This window comes from Fodinicola acaciae (assembly GCF_010993745.1).
In the GTDB taxonomy this organism is placed as follows: domain Bacteria; phylum Actinomycetota; class Actinomycetes; order Mycobacteriales; family HKI-0501; genus Fodinicola; species Fodinicola acaciae.
Map to the genome: position 1 here is coordinate 1,670,336 of NZ_WOTN01000001.1, position 22,444 is coordinate 1,692,779.

The 22,444-nt window shown below is 67.7% G+C and carries 21 protein-coding genes; 11 read left to right on the plus strand and 10 right to left on the minus strand.

The window, feature by feature from the left end:
- The first annotated feature begins 62 nt into the window (after window positions 1–62).
- The 3 genes from GNX95_RS07855 to GNX95_RS07865 are packed head-to-tail and all read left to right on the plus strand — an operon-like array spanning window position 63 to window position 3,187.
- Complete coding sequence (locus tag GNX95_RS07855; RefSeq protein ID WP_484489524.1) at window positions 63–1,412, plus strand: ABC transporter substrate-binding protein; 1,350 nt, start codon at window positions 63–65, stop codon at window positions 1,410–1,412.
- Between the two features lie 9 nt (window positions 1,413–1,421).
- Window positions 1,422–2,354, plus strand: coding sequence for a carbohydrate ABC transporter permease (locus tag GNX95_RS07860; RefSeq protein ID WP_163506452.1), 933 nt, complete (start codon window positions 1,422–1,424; stop codon window positions 2,352–2,354).
- Window positions 2,351–3,187, plus strand: coding sequence for a carbohydrate ABC transporter permease (locus tag GNX95_RS07865; RefSeq protein WP_163506453.1), 837 nt, complete (start codon window positions 2,351–2,353; stop codon window positions 3,185–3,187). The genes GNX95_RS07860 and GNX95_RS07865 overlap by 4 nt, the downstream gene beginning before the upstream one ends.
- An 81-nt stretch (window positions 3,188–3,268) precedes the next feature.
- Here the strand turns inward: GNX95_RS07865 and GNX95_RS07870 are convergent, their stop codons facing one another.
- From GNX95_RS07870 to GNX95_RS07890, 5 genes are all read right to left on the minus strand, one after another.
- On the minus strand, window positions 3,269–3,958 hold the full coding sequence (locus tag GNX95_RS07870; RefSeq protein WP_163506454.1) for a hypothetical protein: 690 nt from the start codon (window positions 3,956–3,958) through the stop codon (window positions 3,269–3,271).
- Window positions 3,959–3,974: 16 nt separating this feature from the next.
- Entirely contained in the window at window positions 3,975–4,820 is an 846-nt protein-coding gene (locus GNX95_RS07875; protein ID WP_163506455.1) for a hypothetical protein, read from the minus strand.
- A gap of 150 nt (window positions 4,821–4,970) precedes the next feature.
- On the minus strand, window positions 4,971–6,641 hold the full coding sequence (locus GNX95_RS07880; RefSeq protein WP_163506456.1) for an ABC transporter substrate-binding protein: 1,671 nt from the start codon (window positions 6,639–6,641) through the stop codon (window positions 4,971–4,973).
- 113 nt (window positions 6,642–6,754) lie between these two features.
- The gene (locus GNX95_RS07885) at window positions 6,755–7,747 is read right to left on the minus strand and encodes an ABC transporter permease (protein WP_163506457.1); all 993 of its coding nucleotides are present in this window, start codon (window positions 7,745–7,747) and stop codon (window positions 6,755–6,757) included.
- A complete protein-coding gene (locus tag GNX95_RS07890; protein ID WP_222853457.1) occupies window positions 7,744–8,706 on the minus strand; it encodes an ABC transporter permease in 963 nt (320 codons plus the stop codon). Before GNX95_RS07890 ends, GNX95_RS07885 begins: the two co-directional genes overlap by 4 nt.
- 180 nt (window positions 8,707–8,886) lie before the next feature.
- Between GNX95_RS07890 and GNX95_RS07895 the strand changes: the two genes are divergently transcribed.
- The gene (locus GNX95_RS07895; RefSeq protein WP_163506458.1) at window positions 8,887–9,957 is read left to right on the plus strand and encodes a dipeptide epimerase; all 1,071 of its coding nucleotides are present in this window, start codon (window positions 8,887–8,889) and stop codon (window positions 9,955–9,957) included.
- Window positions 9,958–10,093: 136 nt separating this feature from the next.
- Here GNX95_RS07895 and GNX95_RS07900 read toward each other — a convergent pair whose 3' ends face one another.
- The gene (locus GNX95_RS07900; protein ID WP_222853458.1) at window positions 10,094–10,570 is read right to left on the minus strand and encodes a RidA family protein; all 477 of its coding nucleotides are present in this window, start codon (window positions 10,568–10,570) and stop codon (window positions 10,094–10,096) included.
- Window positions 10,571–10,615: 45 nt separating this feature from the next.
- Between GNX95_RS07900 and GNX95_RS07905 the strand changes: the two genes are divergently transcribed.
- Both GNX95_RS07905 and GNX95_RS07910 read left to right on the plus strand, forming a co-directional pair.
- Window positions 10,616–11,056: a MarR family winged helix-turn-helix transcriptional regulator gene (locus tag GNX95_RS07905; RefSeq protein WP_222853459.1), complete on the plus strand. Its 441-nt coding sequence runs from the start codon at window positions 10,616–10,618 to the stop codon at window positions 11,054–11,056.
- Window positions 11,053–11,421 (plus strand): VOC family protein, encoded by a 369-nt coding sequence (locus tag GNX95_RS07910; protein ID WP_163506461.1) that lies wholly within the window; start codon window positions 11,053–11,055, stop codon window positions 11,419–11,421. The genes GNX95_RS07905 and GNX95_RS07910 overlap by 4 nt, the downstream gene beginning before the upstream one ends.
- Window positions 11,422–11,423: 2 nt before the next feature.
- On the opposite strand, the gene uvrB is transcribed toward GNX95_RS07910, so the two are convergent.
- Window positions 11,424–13,538: an excinuclease ABC subunit UvrB gene (gene uvrB / locus GNX95_RS07915; RefSeq protein WP_163506462.1), complete on the minus strand. Its 2,115-nt coding sequence runs from the start codon at window positions 13,536–13,538 to the stop codon at window positions 11,424–11,426.
- Between the two features lie 103 nt (window positions 13,539–13,641).
- On the opposite strand from uvrB, the gene GNX95_RS07920 reads away from it, so the two are divergent.
- Together GNX95_RS07920 and GNX95_RS07925 are read left to right on the plus strand one after the other, a co-directional pair.
- A complete protein-coding gene (locus tag GNX95_RS07920) occupies window positions 13,642–14,328 on the plus strand; it encodes a hypothetical protein (RefSeq protein ID WP_163506463.1) in 687 nt (228 codons plus the stop codon).
- Window positions 14,325–14,984 carry a DUF4166 domain-containing protein gene (locus GNX95_RS07925; protein ID WP_163506464.1) on the plus strand — a complete coding sequence of 220 codons (660 nt, stop codon included), beginning with the start codon at window positions 14,325–14,327 and terminating at the stop codon, window positions 14,982–14,984. Before GNX95_RS07920 ends, GNX95_RS07925 begins: the two co-directional genes overlap by 4 nt.
- A 461-nt stretch (window positions 14,985–15,445) precedes the next feature.
- On the opposite strand, the gene GNX95_RS07930 is transcribed toward GNX95_RS07925, so the two are convergent.
- Together GNX95_RS07930 and coaE are read right to left on the minus strand one after the other, a co-directional pair.
- The gene (locus GNX95_RS07930; protein WP_163507918.1) at window positions 15,446–17,476 is read right to left on the minus strand and encodes a PhoX family protein; all 2,031 of its coding nucleotides are present in this window, start codon (window positions 17,474–17,476) and stop codon (window positions 15,446–15,448) included.
- A gap of 235 nt (window positions 17,477–17,711) precedes the next feature.
- On the minus strand, window positions 17,712–18,896 hold the full coding sequence (coaE, locus tag GNX95_RS07935) for a dephospho-CoA kinase (RefSeq protein WP_163506465.1): 1,185 nt from the start codon (window positions 18,894–18,896) through the stop codon (window positions 17,712–17,714).
- A gap of 280 nt (window positions 18,897–19,176) precedes the next feature.
- Here coaE and GNX95_RS07940 point away from each other — a divergent pair, with 280 nt between their 5' ends.
- The 3 genes from GNX95_RS07940 to GNX95_RS07950 all read left to right on the plus strand — a co-directional run bounded on the left by GNX95_RS07940 (window position 19,177) and on the right by GNX95_RS07950 (window position 21,272).
- Window positions 19,177–19,422, plus strand: coding sequence for a hypothetical protein (locus GNX95_RS07940; protein ID WP_163506466.1), 246 nt, complete (start codon window positions 19,177–19,179; stop codon window positions 19,420–19,422).
- Window positions 19,423–19,656: 234 nt separating this feature from the next.
- Window positions 19,657–20,181 carry an AAA family ATPase gene (locus tag GNX95_RS07945; RefSeq protein ID WP_163506467.1) on the plus strand — a complete coding sequence of 175 codons (525 nt, stop codon included), beginning with the start codon at window positions 19,657–19,659 and terminating at the stop codon, window positions 20,179–20,181.
- Between the two features lie 44 nt (window positions 20,182–20,225).
- Window positions 20,226–21,272: an alpha-hydroxy acid oxidase gene (locus GNX95_RS07950; RefSeq protein WP_163506468.1), complete on the plus strand. Its 1,047-nt coding sequence runs from the start codon at window positions 20,226–20,228 to the stop codon at window positions 21,270–21,272.
- Here the strand turns inward: GNX95_RS07950 and GNX95_RS07955 are convergent.
- On the minus strand, window positions 21,244–22,440 hold the full coding sequence (locus GNX95_RS07955; protein ID WP_163506469.1) for an MFS transporter: 1,197 nt from the start codon (window positions 22,438–22,440) through the stop codon (window positions 21,244–21,246). The two genes, GNX95_RS07950 and GNX95_RS07955, sit on opposite strands and share 29 nt — an antisense overlap.
- Window positions 22,441–22,444: the final 4 nt, after the last annotated feature.

Below are 22,444 nucleotides of genomic sequence, written 5' to 3' on the forward strand. Positions count from 1 at the left end.
CCGTACGGTGCCTGCAGAGGCGTACCAAGAGAGATGCCGGTCACAACCGAAGAGGAGCGCCTGTGAAGACCCCCCGCACGCACAGATGGCGCCTGATCACCGCCGGTCTCACGGCCGTGCTGATGCTCGGAGGCTGCGCCGGCGCCGGCGCTCTGGGTGCCGGCGGCGGCATCAGCCTGACCGTCGCGATCGTGGCCAACCCGCAGATGAAGGACGCCATTCAGCTGTCCAGCCAGTTCACCCGCGACCATCCGGAGATCCACCTGCGCTTCGTGACGCTGCCGGAGAACGAGGCGCGCGCCAAGATCACCGCGTCGGTGGCGACCCAGGGCGGCGAGTACGACATCACCATGATCAGCAACTTCGAGGCGCCGCAGTGGGCCCAGAACGGCTGGCTGACCAACCTCACGCCGTACATGTCGGCCGGCTACGACGCCAACGACTTCGTGCCGTCGATCCGCGAGTCCGTTTCCTACCACGGCGGCATGTACGCCGCGCCGTTCTATGGCGAGTCGTCGTTTTTGGCTTATCGTAAGGATCTTCTCGCCAAGGCCGGCCTGACGATGCCGGCGCGTCCGACCTGGCCACAGGTCGCCGCGATGGCCGCGAAGCTCAACAACCCCAAAGGCGGCGTCGCTGGCATCTGCCTGCGCGGCCTGCCCGGCTGGGGTGAGGTGCTGGCGCCGCTGGACACCGTCATCAACACCTTTGGCGGGCGCTGGTTCGACGAGAAATGGAACGCGCAGCTGACCTCTCCAGAGGTGCGCAAGGCCGTCCAGTTCTACGTCGACACCGTACAAAAATATGGCGAGCCAGGCGCGGCCATCAGCGGATTTTCCGAGTGTGTCACGCAGTTCAGCCAGGGCCAGGTGGCGATGTGGTACGACGCCACCTCGATGGTGAGCACGATCGAGGACCCGGCCAACAGCAAGGTCGCCGGCAAGATCGGCTACGCGCCGGCGCCGGTCGTCGCGACACCGGCCTCCGGCTGGCTCTACACCTGGGCGCTCGGAATTCCGTCGACGTCACAACACAAACAGGCCGCGTGGGACTTCATCCAGTGGATGACCAACAAGAAATACATGACGACCGTCGGCAGCCAGCTCGGCTGGGCCCGGGTGCCACCGGGAAGTCGTTTGTCCACCTACCAGATCCCGCGGTACGCGGCGATCGCCAAGCCATACGCGGAGGCCACGCTGTCCGCGATGCGCACCGCCGACCAGGCGCATCCGACCGCGAAACCGGTGCCATATCAGGGAATCCAGTTCGTCCGGATACCGGAGTTCCAGGATCTGGGCACCCGGGTGAGCCAGCAGATCGCCGCGGCGATCGCCGGCAACATCACCGTCGACCAGGCACTGCAACAGTCGCAGCAATACGCCGAGACCGTCGGCGAGACGTACCGGCAATAGGGAGTGCAGATGACCACCATCGCAACCGGCATGCGTCCGCTGACCAGAGCGGAGAAACAGACGGTCCGGCGAGAGGGCTGGTCGCGGCGGCTGCCGCTGCTGCCGGGCCTGGTCTTCGCCATTATCGTCACCCAGCTGCCGTTCCTGTTCACGCTGTTTTACTCGGTGCAGTCGTGGAACCTGGTCCGCCCCGGCTCGCAACACTTTGTCGGACTGGAAAACTACGCGCGGGTGTTCACCGACAGCGTGTTCCGGCAGGCCGCGCTGAACACCATCCTGATCACCGCCGGCTGCGTGATCGTCGCGATGCTGCTGGGAATTGGCCTCGCATTGTTGCTCGACCGCGCGTTTCCCGGCCGGGCCGTCGTGCGTACGCTGCTCATCACGCCGTTCCTGATCATGCCGGTGGCCGGCGCGCTGCTCTGGAAAACCACCATGTTCGACCCGACTTTTGGTCTGGTCAATGCGGTCCTGCGGGTGTTCGGCGCCGGTGACACCGCCTGGGTCGCGGAGTTTCCACTGACGTCGGTGATCGCCGCGCTGGTCTGGCAGTGGACGCCGTTCATGATGTTGCTCGTACTCGCCGGCCTGCAAAGCCAGTCGCACGAGGTGCTGGAGGCCGCGTCGGTGGATGGCGCCAACCGCTGGCAGACCTTCGTTTCGGTGACACTGCCGCATCTGCGCCGCTACATCGAGCTCGGCGTGCTGCTCGGCGCGATCTACGTCGTCAACACCTTCGACCAGATCTACATGATGACGCAGGGCGGACCGGGCACCTCCAGCACCAACCTGCCGTTTTACCTGTATCAGCGCGCGTTTCTCGGCTTCGACATCGGCCAGGCGGCCGCGCTCGGTGTCGTCGTCGTGGTCGGCACCATCATCGTCGCGACCGTCGCGCTCCGGCTGATCTTCAAGAGCTTCACCGCCGCGGAGGGATCATGACCACGCCTCGTACGGACCGCCGCTGGCGGCCGGGCTCGACCGCGCTCACCGCTCTCACCTGGATCATCGGCATCGGGTTCTTCTTTCCGGTGCTGTGGATGTTTCTCACCGGCTTCAAGACCGAGGGCGACGCCTACACCAACCCGCCGCGGCTGTTTTTCCTGCCGACACTCGAACAGTACGAGCAGGTGTTCGCGCGCGGCGTCGTGCCGTATCTGCTCAACTCGGCTTTCGCCACCATCATGTCGACACTGCTGGTGCTGGTGCTGGCGATCCCGACCGCGTACGCGGTGTCGATCCGGCCGGTGAAGAAGACCCAGGACGTGCTTTTCTTCTTCATCTCCACCAAAATGCTGCCGGTGGCCGCGGTCATCGTGCCGCTCTACGTCGCCGCCAAGCAGCTGGCGATGCTGGACAACATCTGGACGCTGGTCGTCCTCTACACCGCGATGAACCTGCCGATCGCGGTGTGGATGATGCGGTCGTTTTTCCTTGAGGTGCCCAAAGGCATCATCGAGGCGGCCCAGGTCGACGGCGCCGGCCTGCCGCGTATCCTCCGGCAGATCATGCTGCCGGTGGTTGCTCCCGGCGTCGCCGCCACCGCGCTGATCTGCGTGATCTTCGCGTGGAACGAGTTTTTCTTCGCGGTCAACCTGACCGCGGCGCGCGCCGCGACCGTGCCGGTGTTCCTGGTCGGTTTCATTACCAGCGAAGGACTTTTCTGGGCCCAGCTGTCGGCGGCTGCCACGCTGGCCTCGCTGCCGGTCATCATCTGTGGCTGGATCGCACAGAAACAGCTGGTCCGCGGCCTGTCCATGGGTGCGGTCAAGTAAGGACCAGGGCGAGGGTGACGTTTGGCGGCCGTGAAATGCGGCGCCAAGCGTCACCCTCGACGCGGACGGCGCCGAGGAGGCCTAACGTGTGATGGGCGCGGCCTGCAGCAGCAGCCGGCAGGAGCGCCCTCCGATAACCGCGTCGAGCTCGACGCCTCCGGACAGCCCGCCGGAAGCGGCCTCGGCGGCCGGCAGCCGCAGCGACTCACCCGGACCGAGCAGGCGGCCTGAGGTGTCGGACGGCGCGACGACCGGCGTGGCAGCCAGTACGGCGCCGTCGGCGTCCCGGACGACGTACGTCCCTCGCAACGTCGCCAGCGAACCGAGCTCGACCGGCCGATCGCCCGCCGCTGTGAGTACGAACGCGCCGTCGCGGTCGATCCACAGCCGTACGGCTTCGGCGGGATGCTCCAGCAGCGTCGCGATGGCCTGTTGAAGCAGCGACTCCACCTCGTCGAGCGGCGCCGGGGCATAGCCGGGAATCATCACCTCCCACCCAGCGGTGGCCAGATGGCGTACGACGGAGCCGGGAATCGCCGGCTCGGCAGGCACGACCGGCGCACCGCCGGCGAGCAACGACCGCAGTCGCGAGAGCACGCCGCTGTCCAGTGCTCCCTCGAACGTGCCAAGGGTGTCGAGCGGACCGGCCGTGGGCAGCGACATCGATGAGCCGACGAACAACCGGCCCGTGCCGCCGGGCTCTATGGCCAGCCGCACGTCCGTACGCTGGCTCCCCCCGGACGCGGCGTACCGGATCTGGTCGTCGGCCACGAGCACTCCTTTCGGTTCACGCGGTGGCCAGCGTAAAGGCTGGCTCGGTCGCGTTGCGATGCGCGTTGAGCCAGGTGGTCATGAACTGCACATGCCGCATCTGCACCGGCCCCGGCAGGTTGGTGCCCGGCAGCTGGCCGCCCATCACGCTGTTGGTGTTGGTGTAGCTGTTCGTACCGGCCGTGTCCGGCGTCGCGGTGGCGTTGGGGTCGGTCGTCGGGTTGGTGCCGACGGTCGCGGTGTAATGCGCCTGCGAGAGCTGATATTCGTCCGGGTTGCCGATCATGTGGCCAAACTCGTGGATCGCGGCGTTGTTGACATAGTCGCGGTTGGCCCTGTTGGTCGACGGGTCGTCGACGAACCAGTTCGTCATGTTCAGCCCTGGCCACACGGGTACGCCGGCGTGTGCGGTCACGTTGTGGTGCGCCGAGGACGAGGTGAAGTTCACGTTGAAGATCAACGGAATGTCATGGTTGGCGTTGGTGAGCTTGTACCGGCGGTTCCAGGCCCTTTCGATGTTGCCTTCCCAGATCTGTTTCGACCGCGCCAGGTTGTTGTTGACCGCGGCGCCGGCCCCGGTGACGTTGATACGGACCGTGCAGACCAGGCCCGTACGCTGGTATTCCAGCTCGTAGCCGGAGGTCGCCGGAAACACGGTTGGCACGTAGACACCGGCCCCGTTGGCGACCTGGAGCGTCTCCGACCAGGGGCCACCGAGCCCGGTCTGCTCGTCGAGCATCCCCTGGTCGAGCATCCGCAGCGCGGTCACCTGGTCGGCCGGCGCCGGAAGGAGGGCGATCAGCATCGGGCGGGTGCCCGGCAGGGTCTTGGCGGTCGTCAGCTCCGCCCGCCACCTGGTCATCCGCGGCCCTGCCACCCTGACCAGTCACGCTAGGAACGGTCCCAGCGGCGTGAACCGAGGGCAAGGATCCGGTGGACACCGTTCGCTGCCCGAACAGGCAGATCCGCGAGAGGGTGACGTCCCGCGCTGGAACGTCACCCTCGCCCCGGCCTACTTGCTGCTGCTGAGACCGACCGTCAGCGTGCTTGGATACGGCGGATACGGCGGCAGGTAGAAGTTGGCCACGTTGGAGCCACGGAGAAACGCGTTCTTCGCGTAATACAACGGAACAACCGGCGCGTCCTGCATGATCTGCTTGTCCAGCGCGGCCCACTGCTGACCGGCCTTGGTCAGGTCGGTCTGCGCGATGGCCGTGTTGATCGCCGCGTCAACCTGCGGATTGGAATACTGCGCGATGTTGTAGGCGTTGTTGCCGATCTCGCTGCTCGCGAACAACGGCTGGATCGACCCCTGCGCACTCGGGAAGTCCGGCAGCCAACTGGTCAACGAGATGTCGTAGAGCGGCTTGCCGCTGGTCGAGTCGGCCGTCGCCGAGTCGTAGTCGACGCTCTTGATGGTGACCTTGATGCCGGCCTTCTGCAGCGACGCCTGCACGGCCTGCGCGATCGCCACGTTGTACGAGACGTTGTCGGTCAGCAGCACCAGCGGTGCGGTCTGGGTGAACTTCGCCTGCGCCAACAGTTGTTTGGCCTTGTTGGGGTCACCGGCCGGCGGCGCCGGATACAGGTCGTACTTCTGATAGCCGGGAATGCCCGGCTCGATCAGTGTCGTCGCGATGTCACCGGCGATGACCGGTCCGCCCGCGGCGATCTGTACGGCGTTCTTGTCGACCGCGTATTCGATCGCGCGGCGTACGTCCGGATTGTTCAGCGGCGCCTTGCGGGTGTTGAGCGCCAGGTATTTCAGCGCACCACTGGGCGAGATCGCCAGCCGCGACTTCACCTGCGGGTTGTTGAGCACCTTCGGCGCGAGCGCTGCCTGCAGGTTGACGAAGGAGAAAGCCGACTTGTCCGCGCCGGAATCGGCGATCACCCGCTGGTTGATGACGGTGTCGTCCAGCGCCATGTCCAGCACGATCGAGTCAGGTAGGGCCGTACGCACCGGATCGGTCTTCTGGTCCCACTTGTCGTTGCGTACCAACACGATCTTGCTGCCCTGCTGTGCCGACTGGACCTTGTACGGTCCGTTGGCGACCGGGTGGTCCTGATAGTGGACGATGTCCTCTTTCGCCTTCGGCACGCCGGTGAAGGCCGGCATGCTGACGATCCACGGCCAGTCGCCGAACGGCTTGTTCAGGTGGAAGATGATCGTGCTGTCGTTCGGCGTCTCGATCGAGGGCAGCTCCTGGCCGCTGAACGGGCCCTTGTACTTGTCGCCGCCGACCAGCAATGTCTTGTGATACGCCAAACCCTCGGACAGCTGCGGTGCGAACGTCCGCTCCACGCTGTATTTCACGTCCTGCGCGGTGATTTTCTTGCCGTCCTCGTACAGCACACCGGGCTTGAGGTGATAGGTCCACGTCTTGCCGCCATCGCTGGGCGTGCCGGTGTCGGTGGCCAGGTCACCCACGACCTTGGCCGGCTGGTCCGGCGAGGTCTGCCAGGTGGTCAGGCTGCGCAGGATCAGGTGGATCGAGCTGACCGCGAGGCTCTGGCTTTTCGCCGGATCCTCCTTCAGCGTCGGATTGTCGTAAAGAATGTGCAGCGTGCCACCCTTGGTGGCGGCGCCGCCGTTGGTGGAGCTGGTCGGATTGGCGTTGCAGGCGGCCGCGACCAGCGCGACCGCGGCGGTGAGGGCCAACAAAGCCCGGCTTTTGTTCACCGGAGGATTCCTTTCAGGAAACGGGACCGTCGACGTTGACAAAGCCGCCGAAACATCGCACCCGAGCGCGGCTGTGCGACTCCAGAGCACGCAGCCAGCCGGCCAGATGTGCGTCACTGCTCATAACTCACCCGCGGATCCAGGAAGACGTACGCCACGTCGACCACCAGGTTGGCGACGATGATCAGAAATCCGGAAAACAGTGTCAGGCCCACCACCAGCGGCAGATCGAGCTGGTTGACCGCCTGGATCAGCAGCTGACCCATTCCCTGCATGCCGAAGACCGACTCGGTGATCACCGCGCCGCCGAGCAACGAGCCAAGATCCAGGCCGAAAACCGTGGCGATCGGCGCGAGTACGGCACGCAGGCCGTGGCCGATCACGACCCGCCGCTCGGTCAGGCCCTTGGCCCGAGCCGTGACGATGTAGTCCTCCCCCAGCACCTCCAGCATCTGGTTGCGCGTCAGCCGCGCGTACACGGCCATCGACACGAAAGCCAAGGTGCACCAGGGAAGCACGAGATGCCAGGCCCACTGCACCGGATCGTCGAAAAACGGCACGTAACCGTTGACCGGCACCATGTTGAGGCCGAAGCCGAAGATCAGGATGCCGAGCAGGCCGACCAGGTAGGTCGGCGCGGAGACGCCGCCGAGGGCCAGCACCATCGTCGAGCGGTCGAGCAGGCTTCCGCGCCGTACGGCCGAAATCACCCCGATCGTGACGCCGATCAGCAACCACAGAATCGCCGCGCCGACCGCGATCGACGCGGTGACCGGAAAACGCTCGCCGATCAGCTGCGTCACCGGCGCACCCTGCTGGAACGAATAACCGAAACAGGGCGCCGCGCAGTGCACCACGCCGGCGCCCTCGCCAAACGTACGACCGGCGACGATCCCCACCAGGAACTCGCCAAACTGGACATATATTGGCAAATCCAAGTGTTCGAAATGCAGCACGGAGGCGAGTCGGTCCGGCGTACACGGCTTGCCGCACGACAGCTGCGCCGGATTCGACGGCAGCAGATAGAAAACGACGAACGTGATGATCGCGATCAGCAGCAGGACGACCACGATGCCGAGCAGCCGGCGCAGAACGTATCGGATCACAGCCGCGCCAGCCTCGGGTCGAGAGCGTCCCGGATGCCGTCACCCAGAATGTTGAACGCGAGCACCGCCAGAAACAGTGCACCGCCGGGGAAAAGTAGATACATCGGGTCGGTCTGCACCCATTCCACCGCGGTGCTGATCGACCGTCCCCAGTCGGGCGTCGGCGGCGGGATGCCGACACCGAGATAGGACAGCGCGGCCTCGGTGCCGATCATGCCGGGGATCAGGATCGAGCTGTAGACGATGATCGGCGCGGCGACGTTTGGCAGCAGCTCGCGGACCATGATGTATGCCGGCCGCGCGCCGAGCGTACGCGCCGCGTCGACGAACTCGCGCCGCGACAGCGACAGCACCTGGGCGCGTACGACCCGGCCGACCGTCGGCCAGCTGAAAAATCCCATGATCACGATCAGCAGCACCGGCCGCGGCAGCCAGTCGGGCGCGATCACGGTCAGCGCGATCATGAAGATCAGCGACGGAAAGCTGAACACCACGTCCATGATCCGGCCGAGCAGGCTGTCCACGAAGCCACCGGTCAGTCCGGCGACCAGGCCGACGATGGTGCCGAGCACCACGGCCACCAGCGACGCGGCGACGCCGATCAGGAAGGACGTACGCGCGCCGTAGACCACGATCGCGAACATGTCACGACCGGTCAGCGGCTCGACGCCGAACCAGTGCCCGCCGCTCACCCCACCGAACGCACCGCGCGGCGCGTTGCCTTGGACCGGGTCGAGCAGCTCGGTGTGGTAAGTGAACGGGTCCTGGCCCTCCAGCGCCGCGAGCAGTGGCGCGAAGATCGCCACAAGCACGAACAAAAGCACCACCACCGCGCCGGCCAAAGCCCACCGGTCGCGGCGCAACCGCTGCCACGCCAGCTGCCACGGCGTACGTCCGACAACGGCGCTGCGCGCGGTCGGTGGCGCGGCGTCCACCGCGTCTGTCGGCGGCAAGCTCAAACGGGCCACTCCCTCGTCGATCGCGATCCACACCGTCTTGGATCGCGGCAAGCTGCGCCGATCTTCCCGGTTCCATCCACGATTCGCCAAGCAACGACACAGATCACAGTCGAATTGCCGCTTTCTGATACCTAATTGTCATTTTCGGAGTGCCGGCCCGCCTCGTCGTAGAGTGCCGGTGTGACCATCACCGAAGTTCGTGTCCATCAGGTTTCCGCTCCCCTGCACACGCCCTGGGTCACCGCCGTACGGCGGACCGAGGTGGTCGACAGCCTGCTCGTCGAGCTGGTCGACGCCGACGGCCGGTCCGGCTGGGGTGAGGGGGTGGCGACCTGGAAGATCACCGGCGACTCGCTGCCCGGCATGGCGGCGGCGATCTCCGGTCCGCTCGCCGAGGTCGTCACCGGCCGCGACCCGGCCGATCTGGACGCGCTCTGCCGCGAGGTGGCCGGCGCGATCGTCGGCAACACCGCGGCCAAGTCGGCCGTCGACTGCGCACTGCACGACCTCGCGGCCGTACGCCTCGGCGTACCGCTCAGCCAGCTGCTCGGCGCGGCACCGCGGCCGCTGCCGACCGATGTCACGCTCGCGCTCGGGCCGGTCGCCGAGATGGCCGACGCGGCGCGCCAGCGGGTCGCCGAGGGCTTCGAGGTGCTCAAGATCAAGGTCGGCGGTGAGGAGGCCGAGGACCTGCTTCGGCTGACCGAGATCCGCCGTGCCGCACCGAAAGCCGTCATCCGGCTGGACGCCAACCAGGGGTGGACCGCGCGCACGGCCGTACGGCTCATCTCGCGGCTCGAGGACGCGCAGCTGGGCATCGAGCTGGTCGAGCAGCCGGTGCCGGCCGGCGACCTGGACGGCCTCGCCTTCGTCAGCTCACGCGTGTCGACGCCGGTCGCCGCCGACGAGGCGGTGTGGTCGCCGGCGGACCTGGTGGAGGTCGTACGCCGGCACGCCGCGGACGTGGTGAACATCAAGCTGGCGAAGGCCGGCGGGCTGCGGCCGGCGCGCGCGCTGCTCGCGGTCGCCGAGGCCAGCGGCGTGCAGGTGATGGTCGGCTCGATGATGGAGACGCACGTCGGCATCGGCGCCGCCGCGGCTCTGGCGACCGTGACCGCCTGCCCATACGCCGTCGACCTCGACGCGGCCTGGTGGCTGAAGCACTCGCCGGTCACCGGCGGCCTGTCTTACGACGGCGCCGCCGTACGCCTGCCGGACGCGCCGGGCCAAGGCATCACCGCCCTCGCCTGACCCCGACGAGGTGGCCTGACCAGCGCAAATACTCTCGCCGGTCGCATTCGGACGCGGCATTCGGCGTCCGATTGTCGCCTTGTTGACCGGGCGGATCGATTCAGGCCGGCAACAAGGTGACAAGCGGACAATTCGCTCAGGCGATGAGGACTTCGGCCTCGATCTCGACCGGGATGTCGAACGGTAGCGCCGCCACGCCGACCGCCGACCGCGCGTGGCTGCCGGCCTCCGGTCCCCACAGCTCGATGATCAGGTCGGAGAAGCCGTTGATCACCGGCGGCGTGTGGACGAAGCCAGGCGCGGTGTTGACCATGCCGAAGACCCGCAGCCAGGCGCTGACGCGGTCAAGATCGCCGAGCGTCTGCTTCAGCGACGACAGCATCGCCAGCGCGACCAGCCGCGCCGCGTCGTACGCCTGCTCCGCACTGACCTGGTCGCCGACCTTGCCGAGTGGCCTCGCGAGTGAGCCGTCGGCGGCCAGCGGGCCGTGGCCGGAGACGAAGGCACGGTCGCCATGGACGCGCACCCATGGAAACGGCAGCTCGACACCGGTCGGCCGCAACGGCGCCGGCAGCGACAAACCCAACTCAGCCAACTTCCGCTCTATTCGCACGCGTTCACCGTAGTGATGACAGATACTATGTGATACATAGTAACTGTGACGGACCTTGAGGCATTGGCGGCCATTCGGGCCTGGGCTCGGCTTGATCAGGCGTTTGCGGAGTTCAACCGGCAACTGCAGCGCCGCCACAAGGTGACCGGCGGACAGCTGGCGATCCTGCGGATGGTGGAGGAATGGGGTGGCGACCTCGCGCTGCAGGAGATGCGCGACCAACTGGCCATGCATCCGGCGACGCTCGGCCAGCTCGTCGACCGGCTCGCCGATCGCGAGTTCGTCAGCCTGGCCAACGATCCGACCGACCGCCGCCGCCGGATCGTACGCGTGACAAAGAAAGGTCGCCGGCTGCTGCGGGAAACACCGTTGGCCGGTCCGGTCCGCCTGCGTTACGTGAAGGCGGACCCGGCTCGGCTGCGCCGGCTCGCCGAGGCATTCGACGATGCCGTCGAGCTTTTCAACCTACGTTTGGAGAACCAGTGAACGTGCTCGGAGTGGACAACGTACTTTTCGGCGTCGACGACCTCGACACAGCCGTCGATTTCTACGCCGACAAGCTCGGCTTGCCGCTGGCCTTTCGCCTCGACGAGCCGGGAATCGCGTTGTTTCGCCTCGGCGACGAGACACCTGGACTGCTCGTACGCGCCGGCACGCCGGCCGGCGGCCGCGTCTGGCTGGAGGTGCGCGACGCGCGCGCAACCGCGAAATCCCTGCGCGCCGCTGGCGTCCAACCGCTCGCGGAGCCTTTCGAGGTCGCGACCGGCTGGACGGTCGAAGTCGCCGACCCGTACGGCAACGTCGTCGGCTTCACCGACTACGCGACAATGCCCAGCCGCGGCCGCCCGTAGACTCAGCGGCCGGCGCCGGCCCGGTCCATCTGGCGGACCTCCTTCTTCAGCTCGGCGATCTCGTCGCGCAGCCGCGCCGCCAGCTCGAACTGCAGCTCGCGCGCGGCGGCCAGCATCTGGTCGTTGAGCTGCTGGATCAGGTCGGCCATCTCGGCGCGCGCCATCCCCTCGGTCTTGACCGGCGTCGCCGCCTTCGCCTTCGACGACAGGCCGGGCACCGGCGCCTTGCCGCGCGACTGCTGCCGGCCGGAGCCGCCGATGAGCTCGCCTTCGGTGTCGTCGGCCTCGGCGTAGATGCCGTCCAGGATGTCGACGATCTTCTTCCGCAGCGGTGTCGGGTCGACGCCGTTGGCCTCGTTGTACGCGATCTGCTTGGCGCGCCGCCGGTTGGTCTCGTCGATCGCCTTCTCCATGGACGGCGTGATGTTGTCGGCATACATGTGCACCTGGCCGGACACGTTTCGTGCCGCGCGGCCGATGGTCTGGATCAGCGAGGTGCCCGAGCGCAGGAAACCCTCCTTGTCGGCGTCCAGGATGGACACCAGCGACACCTCCGGCAGGTCCAGGCCCTCGCGCAGCAGGTTGATGCCGACCAGCACGTCGTATGTCCCCTTGCGCAGCTCGCGCAGCAGCTCGACGCGCCGCAACGTGTCGACCTCGGAGTGCAGATAACGCACCTTGACGCCGAGCTCCAGCAGGTAGTCGGTGAGGTCCTCGGCCATCTTCTTGGTCAGCGTGGTGACCAGGACTCGCTCGTCGCGCTCGGCGCGCAGCCGGATCTGCTCGACCAGGTCGTCGATCTGGCCCTTGGTCGGCTTGACGATGACCTCCGGGTCGACCAGGCCGGTCGGCCGGATCACCTGCTCGACGAAGTCGCCCTTGGTCAGCCCCAGCTCGTACGGACCCGGCGTCGCGGACAGGTAGACCGTCTGGCCGATCCGGTCCAGGAACTCCTCGAACTTCAGCGGCCGGTTGTCCATCGCCGACGGCAGCCGGAAACCGTGCTCGACCAGCGTCCGCTTGCGCGACATGTCGCCCTCGTACATGGCGCCGACCTGCGGCACGGTCACGTGCGACTCGTCGAGCACCAGCAGGAAGTCGTCGGGGAAGAAGTCGAGCAGACAGTACGGCGCGGAACCGCGCGAACGGCCGTCGATGTGCATCGAGTAGTTTTCGATGCCGGAACAGAAGCCGACCTGGCGCATCATCTCGATGTCGTAGGTCGTCCGCATCCGCAACCGCTGCAGCTCCAGCAGCTTGCCCTGCTTTTCCAGCTCGGCCAGCCGCTCCTCCAGCTCGGCCTCGATGCCGCGGATCGCGCGCTCCATCCGCTCCGGACCGGCCACGTAGTGGGTCGCCGGGAACACCATGACGGCGTCGGTCTCCTCGACCACCTCGCCGGTCAGCGGATGCAGATAGTAGATCCGCTCGATCTCGTCGCCGAACATCTCGATCCGGACGGCCAGCTCCTCGTACATCGGAAACACCTCGACGGTGTCGCCGCGGACTCGGAACGTGCCGCGCTGGAACGCCAGGTCGTTGCGGGTGTATTGCACGTCGACGAACTTGCGCAGCAGCTTGTCGCGCTCGATCTCCTCGCCGACCTTCAGCCGGACGCAGCGGTCCAGATATTCCTGCGGCGTCCCCAAACCGTAGATGCAGGACACACTGGCGACCACGATCGTGTCGCGCCGGGTGAGCAGGCTGCGCGTCGCGGAATGCCGCAGCCGCTCGACCTCGTCGTTGATCGAGGAGTCCTTCTCGATGTAGGTGTCGGTCTGCGGGACGTACGCCTCCGGCTGGTAGTAGTCGTAGTAGGAGACGAAGTATTCGACCGCGTTCTTCGGGAAGAGCTCGCGGAACTCGTTGGCCAGCTGCGCCGCGAGCGTCTTGTTCGGCGCGATCACCAGGGTCGGCCGCTGCAGCTGCTCGACGACCCACGCCGTGGTCGCCGACTTGCCGGTGCCGGTGGCACCGAGCAGCACGACGTTGGACTCACCCGCGTTGACGCGCTCGACGATGCCCTTGATCGCGGCCGGCTGGTCGCCGGACGGCCGGTATTCGCTGACGACCTCGAACTGACCGGGACGGCGGATGATGTCGAGCTTCTCCCTCATACGTCCAACGGTACGCCGCGCGTATGACAGTCGGACCGACCTCCTCTTGAGCGGTTGCTCAAATCAGGTATCGTCCATCTTGAGCGACTGCTTAAGGAGCGAGATGCGCAGGCTGCACGTGGAGACGACGATCCGCTGCGACCTCGACGAGTTGTGGCGGCGTACGCAGCTGCCGGACCAGCACCAGCGCTGGGATCTGCGGTTCACCGAGATCGACTGTCTGCCGCGCGCAGCCGGGGAGGCGCAGCGCTTTCGGTACGCGGTCGGCGCACTCGGATTGCGCGTCGCCGGCACCGGTGTCACGGCCGGCGAGCGGGTCCGCAGCGACGGCACGCGTACGTCGGTGCTGCGCTTCGGCTCGCCGCATCCGCTGTCGCCGATCCGCTCGGGATCAGGCTTCTGGCGATACGTGCCGACCGCTGACGGCGTCCGGTTCGTCACCGGTTACGACTACCAGCCCGGCTGGGGGCGGATCGTCGACCTGGTCTTCCGGCCGCTGATGTGGTGGGCCACGGCGTGGTCGTTCGACCGGCTGCGGATCTGGCTGGAGACCGGCACGCCGCCTGAGGTCTCACTGCGCCGCGCGCTGATCGATGCCGGCGTGCGGCTCGCGATCATCGCTCTGACCTGGCTTTTCGCGCCACCGCTGATCGCGGCCCTCGCGACCGCCGCGGCGCTGCTCGCTCCGCCGCTGCCGACAACCCCCGCCGCCAGGCGGTGCCGCCGCCAGCCACCCGACCGGCGTGCCGCCCGTACGCCGTCGGTCATGTCCACCTTGGAGGAACTGTGACCTCGATCTTCCAGCGCGCTCTCGGTGCCGACTTCGACCGGCTGCATCCCCAGCTGCGGCGCCGCTTCGGCTTCTCGTCCGGCCACGCGTGCGTCGGCACCGGCGTGATGGACGAGGTCTGGCGCGGCAAGGCCTTCACCCGGCCGTTTCTCGCGCTCGGCGCCAGGCGGCACATCCTGGTGCCGAAGATCGGCGCGGACGTCCCTTTCGTCATCGAGAACTACGCCTATCGCGACTCGTACGGACGCGAGACGGTCACCTTCGTCCGTACCTTCGACTTCGACCGGCCACACAGGTGGGACGCGACGATGGTCTACAGCGAGGAACGCGGCACGGTCGTCGACTATCTCGGCACGCACCAGCACCTCGCCGTCGACCTGGCGATGTCCGTCGATGACGGTGACTTGGTCATCCGCACCGGCGCGCAAAGGTGGACCGAGGGGCCGGTGACGTTCGGCGTGCCACTGCTCGTCAGCGGTGTAGCGACGGTCCGCGAGTCGTACGACGACGCGCTCGGCAAATTTCGCATCTCCGTTCGCGTCGACAACCACCGGTTTGGACCGCTGTTCGGCTATCACGGAGCGTTCGTCGCCAGCTATGCCGAGCGCGCCGCACCGGCACGGATCCGGCCGCGGCGCGAGACGCTGCGCGTCTAGATGATCTCTTCCAAGGGTTGCACCCGCCGGGTCGTCAGGAGGCCGTGTGTTGTTTCGCGTACGTCAAGTGCGTGACAGTCCCATGATCAATGTCCGCCTTGCGGTGTTCATGGTTGACGCGAAGGCCGATTTGCTAGCGCTGGACGCAAGAAAAACGGCCCTCACTCCCACCTGACCACCGCTGTGACTGGTGCGACTGTTGAGGCGGGCGATGCTGTTGTGACTCATGTGGGTTGGTTTGTTCGTTGCCCCTGGTTCGAGCTTTCCTCGACCGCGACGGCGTCCAACTATCGGGCACCAAGTCAGGAACGCAAGCTACCCCAGCCCTTGGAACAGATCATCTAGGGCCTGTCTCCATATTCCGCGGGCGATAGCCGAGCCGCTGTCACATCTTTCTCGGGCCGCCTGACGGCACGACGTTTGGATCTCGACTCTCATCCCCCGGAACATGGAGACAGACCCTAGGCGCCGACCTCGCGGCCGTCGAGGCGCCAGGTGCAGATGATCGCCGGCTTGCCGAGGTCGCCGTCCGGCCAGGTCGACAGCGGCTTCTCCACCGAGGCGCCGTTGTCCTCGCCGGGATGCTGTACGGCGGTGAAGACCGTACGGTTGTCCGCCGAGATGAACGGGCCGCAGGTCTCCGCGGCGTGCGGCACGGTCAGGAACTGCCGCAGGTGGCCGCGGTCCGGACCGGACAGCGGCACCGCGAACAGGCCGTCGTTGCTGCCGAGCGCGTTGCCATCGGTGGCGATCCACAGGTTGCCGTACCTGTCGAACGCGACGTTGTCCGGACAGGAGATCGGCGAGACCTTGGTCTTGTCGAAGCCGGCGAAGTACGTCCCCGGATCCTTCGGGTCGCCGCAGACGATCGGCAGCGTCCAGGTGAACGTGTCGCGCCCGTGGTCGCCGCCGTCGGCGGTGATCTCCAGGATGTGGCCGTGCTTGTTGAGGTTGCGCGGGTTGACCTCGTCGGCCGCCGCCTTGCCGGCCTTGCCGCGGTCGGTGTTGTTGGTCAGCGCCGCGTAGACCTTGCCGGTGACCGGGTTGGGCTCGACGTCCTCCGGCCGGTCCAGCTTGGTCGCGCCGACCTTGTCGCCGGCCAGCCGGGTGAAGACCAGCACCTCGTCGACGGTCATACCGGGCACCATCGACTGACCGTCCTTGACCAGCGGGATCCACCGGCCGGTGCCGTTGAAACCACCATCGGACGGCAGCCTGCCGGAGCCGTCGATCTCCCCCGCCGAGGTGAAGTCGAAGGTCGCCACGTACAACGTGCCGGACTCCAGCAGCGTCATGTTGTGCTTACGCGCGTACGACGACTGACCCGGGATCATCTTCTTGTCGGAGACGAACTTGTAGAGGTATTCGAACCGCTCGTCGTCGCCGGTGTAGACGGCCGCGCGGCCGTCCTTGGTGAGGATGACGTTGGCGCCCTCGTGCTTGAGCCGGCCGAGCGCGGTGTGCTTCCTCGGCGTCGAGCGCCGGTCGTACGGGTCGACCTCGACGACCCAGCCGAACCGGTGTGCCTCGTGGGGATGCCTGGCCAGGTCGAACCTCTCGTCGGCGCGGTCCCAGCGGCGGTTGCCGTCCGGATAGCGCGTGTCGGTGCTGATGCCGTAACGCTTCAGCCCGGCCTTGACCGACTCCGGCGCGCCGTCGCCGCCGACGAAGTACTGGTTGAAGTTCTCCTCGCCGGACAGCACCGTGCCCCACGGCGTCACGCCGCCGGAGCAGTTGTTCTGCGTACCGATGACCTTGCGGCCGGTCCGGTCGGCGGCGGTCTGCAGCAGCTTGCTGCCGGCGGCCGGCCCGGTCAGCTGGAACGGCGTGCCGATCAGGGTGATCCGCCGGTTGTACGCGCGGCCGTTGCCGGCCACCCGCCATTGGCCGGTCGAGCCGACCCGCTCGATCTCGACCACCGACAGGCCGTGCGCGGCCATCGAGATCCGCAGCTGCTCGACCGTCAGGTTCTCCGGCTTGGTGAAGCCGGGAAACATCAGGTTTTCGTCGGTGTACTCGTGGTTGCACACCAGCAGGCCACGCCGGTCGTGCCGGTCCAGCGGCAACACCGCGGTGAAGTCGTTGTTGTAGCCGAACTGCTTGGCCTGCGCGGCGGCCGTCTGCCTGTTGATGTCGAACTTCGGCGCACCGGCCTCGACCGCGTCACCCCATTTGATGATCACGGCGTGGTCGTAGCCGTTCGGCACCACGACGGTGTCGAGCGTGTTGGGCGGGATCGGCGAGAAGGTCAGCTTGCCGTTGCCTCCACCGGTCGCGGCGTACGCTTCCGGGATCACCGCACTGCCGGTCTGCTCGGCTGCCGAGGCCGGAGTGCTCGAGGCGATCGCACCACCGACGCCGATGGCGATCGCGCCAAGCGCACCGGCGCGGAACACGTCGCGGCGAGAGACCTCGTCGGCGAAGTAGGAGTTGTCCGACTCGTTCGGCACCGGATGGAAGCAGGCGTTGCCGCAGCGGTAGAGGCAGGTCATCTCGCTGCGACCGTGCGTACGCTTCGGCAGCAACGGCAGCAGCCGGCGCAGGCCGGTGGGCTCCGGAGCGGGATCGGCGATGGTCACGTCCGGGACAAGTCCGGCATCTGTGGGCTCAGCTGGCACAACGACTCCTGTTCAGGCGACTCGACCGGTCAGCAAGCTATGCGGCACCGATGAGCGGGCAGCGACCTGAACGTAAACAACTGGCAAACAAAGATCCAGGGACCTCTGGCTATGCGGACCAACCGGCCTGTTTCGACCAGGCCTCGGCCAGCGGCAGCGCCCGGTCGAACCACGGCTCCTTCGCGATGGCGTACGCCTCGTATGACCCATGCTCGGCGGCCAGCGCGAGCTTGTGTCGCTCGTAGTCGGCGCGAGCGCCCGCGTCGGCGCGCAGCCAGTCGCGGAACAGCAGCGCATAGCGCCAGTTTGGCCAGCCTTCGACGCGTACGTGCAGGTTGACCGTGCGACCGGGGTCGGCGTTGTTGTGATAGCGCTTGGCCCAGTGCGCCGGATCGGGGTCGGCCGGCTTCGGCTCGTCGGACCGGATCCGCGGGTTGGGCGGAAAGCCGGCGTCGTTGAGCGTGTCGGCGATCGCGTCGGCGTCCTCGATGGAGCGTACGGACACCATCATGTCGAGGATGTCCTTCGCCGCCAGGTCCGGCACGGAGGTCGAGCCGATGTGGTCGACACGCGTCGCGCGCTCGCCGAGCGCGGTCCGGAGACGGTTGGCGATGCGCTCGGCCTGCACCGGCCAGGTGGGGTCGTGCGGCACGATCTCGGCGCGCCCGCTGCGCCACGCGTTACGCCGCTCGCGGATGTTGGCCTCGTACGGGACCAGCCGGTCGTCCCACAGCGTGTCGACCGACTTTTCCAGCTCTGCCAGGGATCCGCTGTTGTCCAGCCAGACGTCCGCGACGGCTCGGCGCTGCTCCTCGGTGGCCTGCGAGCCGATCCTGGCCCGCGCCTCGTCGGTGGTCATGCCGCGGTCGCGGTGCAGGCGGTCGATGCGTACGTCCACCGGCGCGTGCACGATGACGACGAGGTGATAGGCCGGCGCGAGGCCGTTCTCGACCAGCAGCGGCACGTCGTGCACGACGATCGCCTCCGGCCAGGCGGCATGCATCAGCTCGGCCGTACGCGCGCCGACCAGCGGATGGACGATCGCGTTGAGCTGCCGGCGCCTGGCCTCGTCGGCGAAGACGATCCGCGCCAGAGCCGGCCGGTCCAGTGCGCCGTCGGCTATCACGTCGTCGCCGAAGGCCTCGCGTATGGCCGCCAACCCGGGCGTGCCGGGCGCGACCACCTCGCGCGCCAGCTTGTCGGCGTCGATCACCACCGCGCCGCGCGCCGCGAGCCGTCCGGACACCGCCGATTTGCCGGCGCCGATGCCGCCGGTGAGTCCGATGCGAAGCACGGGATCGAGTGTCGCAGACGGTGATCACCTCGACGGCCCGCCGGGGTCGGTCGGTGCTGGTGATCCGGAAGTGACACGCGTGACCTGCGGACCTTTTGCCGTATTTGTCGACCAATGTCGCGCAGAGTGTTGGACAATCCATGGTCCAGCTGCTGCGTAACACACCGTTATCGATCAGTGGTCGCCGGCATTTTCGCAGGTGACACGCGGCGCGCCTGACGTGCGGACGGCGTCGGTCGGCTTATGGTCGAGACGTCCAGATCGCGACCAGGAGGCTCGGATGAGTGCGCAGCGTGTCGGCCGGCATCGGCTCGGCCAACCCGGTCTGCGCTACTGCCGGGAGATTCCGGAGGTCCGCGACCGGCTCGAACCCACCACGACCCGGCACCCGCACGGCTCGGCGTCCGCCCGCTGGCGGATCCGTCCCGCGCTGGTGGTCGGCGCCGCCGCGGCGGCCGGCGCCGCGGTCGTCGGCGGATGGCTGGTCACCGGATCGACGGCTCTCGCCGACATCCTCGGACGGTAGCGCGCCGGGTCGTAGGCAGGAGGCCGCTCGCACCACCGCGAGCGGCCTTGTCGCGTCCGACGACGCAATCGGAATCCGATCGCGATCTTCTGTGCCCCTCTGACCTGCAACTCCACTCTGCGACCTCCCAATCGGACACGCCATTCGGAGTCCGATCGAGAGGTTGTTGACCGGTTACGCGCCAGTAATGGTCGACAAAGTGTCAATCGGACCCGACGTGACAAGCTGACGGAGATGAGCGTCTACCTGATCACCGGTGCGATGGCCGCCGGGAAGTCCACCGTCGCCGACCTGCTGGCGCGCCGCTTCGACCGCGGTGTCCATGTACGCGGCGACGTGTTCCGGCGCATGGTCGTGTCCGGCCGCGCCGAGATGACCGCCGACGCCGGCCCGGAGGCACTCCGCCAGCTGGCGCTGCGCTATCGGCTGGCCGGCATGGTCGCCGACGAGTACGCCTCCGCCGGGTTCATTGTCGTCGTCCAGGACGTGTCGCTCGGGCCAGCCTTCGACGACTTCGTCGACTCCGTACGGACACGTCCCCGCTATGCCATCGTCCTGGCGCCATCGGCCGGTGCGCTGGCCGCCCGGGACGCACGGCGGGACAAGACCGGATACGGCGACGGCTGGACGCCGGCTGCCATGGACGAGATGTTGCGCACCGAGACCAGCCGGCGCGGACTCTGGCTCGACACCACGACGCTGACTCCGGACCAGACCGTCGACGCGATCCTGGAGCAGCGGGCAGCCGCGCTGACCTGATCCGGCTGCTCCGGTTCGTCGGATGTTTGTGCAAGATGAGGGTCATGCGCTGGATCGACCAACTGCCTGAGCTGGCGGCCACTCGGCTGAACCCGTCCGTCTACCAGTATTTCCGCCGCGGCGCCTCCGCCGAACGCAGCGTCGCCGAGGCGACCGCGGCCTGGGACCGGCTCCGGCTGCGGCCGCATGTGCTGCGCAACGTGTCGCAGGTGTCGACCGCGACGACCGTGCTTGGCACCGAGGTCAGTACGCCGATCCTGGTGTCGCCGTCGTCCCTGCAGATCCAGTGCGACCCCGACGGCGAGGCCGCCACCGCGGCCGGTGTCGGCAAGGCCGGCTCGCTGATGGCGGTCACCAGCAACACCGGCGTGCCTTTCGCGCGGATCGGCGAGACCGGCACGCCGTGGTGGGTCCAGGCATACCTGCTGCGAGATCGCGGCCGGTGCCGCGACATGCTGCAGCGCGCACGCGAGGCCGGCGCTCGCGCCGTGGCGCTGACCGCGGACGTACCGGTCGTCGGCGCGCTGCCGCCGACCGACATTCCGGACGTCTGGGACGTCGTACCAGCCGACAACACGATGGCCAACTGGAAGGTCACCGACCGCGACAACCACAAGCCCGGTGCACCGGCCCGCGCCGACGACCTGAGCCTGGACGACATCGGCTGGCTGCACGAGGTGAGCGGCCTGCCGATCGTGCTCAAAGGGGTGCTGCGCGGTGACGACGCGCGCGACGCCGTGTCGGCCGGCGCCGCCGGCATCGTCGTCTCCAACCACGGCGGCCGCCAGCTCGACGGCTCGGTGTCCAGCGCGTACGCGCTGCCGGAGATCGTCGACGCGCTCGCCGGCACCGGCGCCGAGGTCTACGTCGACGGCGGCATCCGGCGCGGCGAGCACGCGGTGTCGGCACTGGCGCTCGGCGCACGCGCCGTCTTCATCGGCCGGCCGGTGTTGTACGCGCTGACCGTCGAAGGCGAGGCCGGTGTACGCCGGCTGCTCGTCGAGCTCACTGCCGAGCTGGCGCACGCTATGACCCTCATCGGCGCCGCTCAGATCGGCGATCTCACGCCTGATCTCGTTGTGACACCGTAGAAATCGCGATGACCAGCAGCGTCGCCGCAGCCAGGCCGGCGCCAATCCAGGCGACCGAGACCACCGACGCGCCGGTGTTGAGCGCGGCACCGGCGAACACCGGCACCAGGCTGATGCCCAGTTGGAACGCCGAGACCGTAGTGGCTCCGGCCAGCGTCGGCGCCGCCGCGGCGATCGTGAACACGCGACCGTAGATCGCCGGATTGAGTACGAAACCGGCGACGCCGAGCAGCAGCACCAGCACGACGACGGCCACGGCCTGTTGCGCCAGCACGGCGAGCAGGACGGAGCAGCCGAGAATTCCGGCGGCGCCGCCGAGCAGCGCCCGCGTCGGCCGGCGGTCGGAGATCCGGCCGCCGATCCACAGTCCGGCGAAGGCACCGACACCGAAGAGCGTGAGGATCGCCGGGACCCACACCGCCGCGATGCCGGTGACCGCGGTCAGGAAGGCCGCGAGGTAGTTGAAGGTGACCATGTACGCGGCGGTGCTGAGCAGCGTGGCCGCGAAGATCAGCCACAGCTGAGGCCGGCGCATGGTGCGCAGTTCGTCGCGTACGCGCGGCTGCTCGCGCGTGTCGGTCGCCGGCAGCATCACCAGCATCAGCACCGCGCCGACGATGGTCAGCACCACAACGGCCCAGAAACCGCCGCGCCAGCCGGTGAAGTAACTGAGAAACGCGCCGGCCGGCCCACCGACGATCATCGCCAGGCTGAGTCCGCTGACCACGACGCCGGAGGCGCGCGCCGTACGGTCGCTGCTGACCAGGCTGATCGCGGTGACCGCCGCGACGGCCCAGTAACCGGCGTAGGCCAGGCCGCACAAAAAGCGGGTAGCGAGCAGGATCGGATAGCTGTCGGTCAACAGGCCGACGGCCACCGACACGGCGAACACCGCCTGCGTCGCCACCAGGGTCGTACGCCTCGGCCAGCGCAGCGTCAGCACGGCGAGCGGTGGACCGCCGATCACCACGGCGACGGCGAAGGCCGAGAACAGTGCGCCAGCGGACGCCAGGGTGATCCGCAGGTCGGCCGCGACCGCCGGCAGCACGCCGGCGAGCAGAAACTCCGCACTTCCCATCGCGAACAGGCTGAACGCGAGCAGATAGACGCCGAATGGCAACCGCCGCGAGGCTCGGCCAGCGGCCTCCTGTCTTGTCGTTGTCGTCATGGCA

Coding starts and splice junctions, on each gene's coding strand:
- GNX95_RS07860 (WP_163506452.1), top strand. CDS start 1,422: ATGACCACCATCGCAACCGGCATGCGTCCGCTGACCAGAGCGGAGAAA.
- GNX95_RS07865 (WP_163506453.1), top strand. CDS start 2,351: ATGACCACGCCTCGTACGGACCGCCGCTGGCGGCCGGGCTCGACCGCG.
- GNX95_RS07875 (WP_163506455.1), bottom strand. CDS start 4,820: ATGACCAGGTGGCGGGCGGAGCTGACGACCGCCAAGACCCTGCCGGGC.
- uvrB (WP_163506462.1), bottom strand. CDS start 13,538: ATGAGGGAGAAGCTCGACATCATCCGCCGTCCCGGTCAGTTCGAGGTC.
- GNX95_RS07920 (WP_163506463.1), top strand. CDS start 13,642: ATGCGCAGGCTGCACGTGGAGACGACGATCCGCTGCGACCTCGACGAG.
- GNX95_RS07930 (WP_163507918.1), bottom strand. CDS start 17,476: ATGACCTGCCTCTACCGCTGCGGCAACGCCTGCTTCCATCCGGTGCCG.
- GNX95_RS07940 (WP_163506466.1), top strand. CDS start 19,177: ATGAGTGCGCAGCGTGTCGGCCGGCATCGGCTCGGCCAACCCGGTCTG.
- GNX95_RS07945 (WP_163506467.1), top strand. CDS start 19,657: ATGAGCGTCTACCTGATCACCGGTGCGATGGCCGCCGGGAAGTCCACC.
- GNX95_RS07950 (WP_163506468.1), top strand. CDS start 20,226: ATGCGCTGGATCGACCAACTGCCTGAGCTGGCGGCCACTCGGCTGAAC.
- GNX95_RS07955 (WP_163506469.1), bottom strand. CDS start 22,440: ATGACGACAACGACAAGACAGGAGGCCGCTGGCCGAGCCTCGCGGCGG.